This window comes from Mesorhizobium sp. P3_A9, from assembly GCF_056402975.1.
Genome location: NZ_JBFUGJ010000486.1, coordinates 1 through 3,464, shown reverse-complemented (window position 1 = coordinate 3,464; position 3,464 = coordinate 1). Strand labels below are relative to the sequence as shown.

The following is a 3,464-nucleotide window of genomic DNA, read 5'->3' as shown; positions in this document are numbered from 1 at the left end:
AGCCGCACCGGCACCTGTGCCAGCCGTCGTCGAGGCTGCACCGGCTCCCGCCGCGCCGGCAACACCGCCCGCCGCAGCCGTGGCCGAGCCCAAGATCGTCGTCGAGGCGGTCGAGATCGACGGCAACAAGATCTTTGTCGCCGGCCTTGCCGATCCGGGCCGCAAGGTGCGCGCCTATGCCAACGACATCCTGCTCGGTGACGCGCAGACATCGCCGGACGGTCATTTCCTCGTCGAGGCGACGCGCGACATTCCGGTTGGCAGCTATACCATTCATGTCGACGGCCTCGATGCCGACGGCGTGAAGGTGGTGGCCCGTGCCGCTGTGCCGTTCGAGCGTGAGCCGGGCGAAGCGGTGGCCGCGGTGGCGCCCGCCGAGACCAAGCCGGCGGATGCCAAGCCTGCCGAGACCAAGCCGGCCGCACCTGCAGTCGCCGAAGCCCCAGCCGCCCCGACTCCTGCGGCGCCCGCCGTTGTTGCGGCTGCCCCGGCCGCTCCGGCTCCAGCAGCGCCTGCGGCACCTGCCGCCGAGGCACCGGCCGTAGCCGCCGCTCCGGCGGCGACGGCACCGGCAACCCCGGCTGCGCCCGCCGCCGAGGCTCCGGCCGTTGTCGCCGCGGCTACGCCGCCGAGCGACGTGCCCGAAGTCGTGTCGCCCAAGCTCGAACATGCCGATGGCGCCGTCATCATCCGCCGCAACGACACGCTGTGGCGGATTTCACGGCGCGTCTACGGCCATGGCGTGCGCTATTCCACCATCTACCTCGCCAACCAGGACCAGATCAGGGATCCCAATCGCATCTGGCCAGGACAGGTGTTCAAGGTCCCGGAAAAGTCCAAGGAAGGCGAATCCGCCGACCTCAAGGCGATGGGCGAGCAGGCGACGACGGCACCGACCAAGACGGAGTAGGGAAGAGATCGGCAGTTCAGCCGATCTACCCATCGGCCTAGCTTGCCCTGTCATCGTTCATCGTCTATCGCCGATGAACGATGACAGAATCCGCCCTTGAACCAGACCGCGCTACCAGCGCTCTACCCAACTGCATCTCCGACAGCCGCGCTGTCGCAGCGCGTTTCGCGGCGTTGTCGCATCCGGCACGGATTGAGATTCTGAAGCACCTCTCGGCCAGCAATTCGTGCTGCTGCCGCGAGGTCGTCGACCGTTTCGATCTGGCGCAGTCGACGGTTTCTCAGCATCTGAAAATACTGGTCGAAGCCGGTCTGGTCTGCTTCGAGCCCGACCGCCAGCGTTCTCGCTATGCGGTCGATCATGCCGCGCTCGCCAACCTGTCGGCATCGCTGAACGCGCTCGTCAACTCCTGCTGCTCCGGCCGCTGACCCTCTCACCCAAAAGGCAAGAAAAGTGGCCGAAAAAACCGTCTCCGCCGACACCTCAACCCTAACCACATTGCGCAATTTGTGGCCCTATATGTGGCCGGCCGACCGTGCCGACCTCAGGGCGCGCGTGACCTGGGCGACACTGCTGCTGGTCGTTGCCAAGCTGACGCTGGTCGCCGGCCCCTATTTCTTCAAATGGGCAACCGATGCGCTGGCGGGCGGCTCCAAGGTGCCACCGCCGCTGCCTTCTTTCATGCTCGCTCCGGTGATGTTGGTTATCGCCTACAACGTGCTGAGGCTCGTCCAGCTCGGCTTCAACCAGTTGCGCGATGCGCTGTTTGCCCGCGTCGGCCAGCATGCGGTGCGCCAGCTTGCCTTCCGCACMTTCGTCCACATGCACCAGCTGTCGCTGCGCTTCCACCTGGAGCGCCGCACCGGCGGTCTGTCGCGCATCATCGAGCGCGGCACCAAGGGCATCGAGACGATCGTGCGCTTCATCATGCTCAACACGGCGCCAACCATTCTCGAATTCGCGCTGACCGCCGGCATATTCGGGTTCACCTATGGTTGGAAATATGTGGCCGTGGTGGCGGCCACCGTCTGCCTCTATGTCTGGTTCACGGTCAAGGCGAGCGACTGGCGCATCTCGATCCGCCGCGACATGAACGACAGCGACACCGACGCCAACACCAAGGCGATCGACTCGCTGCTCAATTTCGAGACCGTCAAGTATTTCACCAACGAGGCCATGGAAGCCGAGCGCTTCGACCGCTCGATGGCGCGCTACGAGATCGCCGCCACCAAGACCTGGACCTCGCTCGGCTGGCTGAAYTTYGGCCARGGCATCATCTTCGGSCTCGGCACKGTCGTCGTCATGTGCATGTCGGCGCTGGARGTGCAGGCGCATACGCAGACGGTCGGCGATTTCGTCTTCATCAACGCCATGCTGGTGCAGCTTTCCGTGCCGCTCAACTTCATCGGCTTCATCTACCGCGAAATCCGGCAAGGGTTGACTGACATCGAGCACATGTTCGACCTGCTAGATGTGCCGCAGGAGATCGTCGACAAGCCCGACGCGAAATCCTTGATCGTCGGATCCGGCAAGGTCGAATTCCGCGACGTGCATTTCTCCTATGATCCGAATCGCAAGATCCTGAAGGGCGTCTCCTTCGAGGTGCCGGCGGGCAAGACGGTCRCCATTGTCGGGCCGTCCGGCGCCGGCAAGTCGACCATCTCGCGGCTGCTGTTCCGCTTCTACGACGTGCAGGCCGGCCAGGTGCTGATCGACGGCCAGGACGTCAGGGATGTCACCCAGGGCAGCCTGCGCGCGGTGCTCGGCATGGTGCCGCAGGACACCGTGCTGTTCAACGACAGCATCGCCTACAACATCCGCTACGGCCGCGTCGGTGCCAGCGAAGAAGAGGTGCGCAAGGCCGCCGAACTCGCCCAGATCGGGCCGTTCATCGAAAAACTGCCCGACGGCTACAAGTCGATGGTCGGCGAGCGTGGCCTAAAACTTTCGGGTGGCGAGAAGCAGCGCGTGGCGATTGCCCGCACCATCCTGAAAGCGCCGCCGATCCTGATGCTCGACGAAGCGACCTCCGCGCTGGACAGCCACACCGAGCAGGAAATCCAGGCCGCGCTCGACCTCGTCAGCAAGGGGCGCACGACCATCGTCATTGCCCACCGCCTGTCGACGGTGATTTCCGCCGACGAGATCATCGTGCTCAAGGACGGCCAGATCGCCGAGCGCGGCACCCATGTCGAGCTGATGCGAAAGCACGGCCTCTACGCTTCGATGTGGGACCGCCAGCGCGAAGCGACCGAGGCCGAGGAACGCCTGCGCCTTGCGCGCGAAGGCGACGAACTCGGCGTCATCGTTCGCCGGCGGACGTCAGAGGTAAATTGATTTTTGTGCTTGACCTCAACTTAGGTTGAGATTGTACGCCCGCTCCTGGAGCCCGAGAACACCATCATCCAGGAACGGAACAATTGAAATGAACGACATAAATCAGAGTGTTAACGGCGGCAGCGTGTTCAGGGTGGACAAGTTCGTCGTCCCGGCCGCCGCCCGCGAGGAGATCCTCGTCAAGGTCAGGACGACGCACGAATTGCTGCGCCAACAG

Annotated in this window: 3 protein-coding genes and 1 pseudogene; all 4 read left to right on the top strand. The window is 64.2% G+C overall.

Annotated features, from left to right (window positions below; genetic code table 11):
- Positions 1–910, top strand: a 910-nt coding sequence (locus AC1DX0_RS33040) for a LysM peptidoglycan-binding domain-containing protein (RefSeq protein ID WP_477358567.1), incomplete at its 5' end; no start/stop codon positions are given.
- Between the two features lie 80 nt (positions 911–990).
- On the top strand, positions 991–1,338 hold the full coding sequence (locus tag AC1DX0_RS33035) for an ArsR/SmtB family transcription factor (protein WP_477219407.1): 348 nt from the start codon (positions 991–993) through the stop codon (positions 1,336–1,338).
- A 25-nt stretch (positions 1,339–1,363) separates the two neighbouring features.
- The gene (locus tag AC1DX0_RS33030) at positions 1,364–3,247 is read left to right on the top strand and encodes an ABCB family ABC transporter ATP-binding protein/permease (protein ID WP_477358565.1); all 1,884 of its coding nucleotides are present in this window, start codon (positions 1,364–1,366) and stop codon (positions 3,245–3,247) included.
- Between the two features lie 88 nt (positions 3,248–3,335).
- Positions 3,336–3,464, top strand: a pseudogene (locus AC1DX0_RS33025) (antibiotic biosynthesis monooxygenase); the annotation flags it as partial.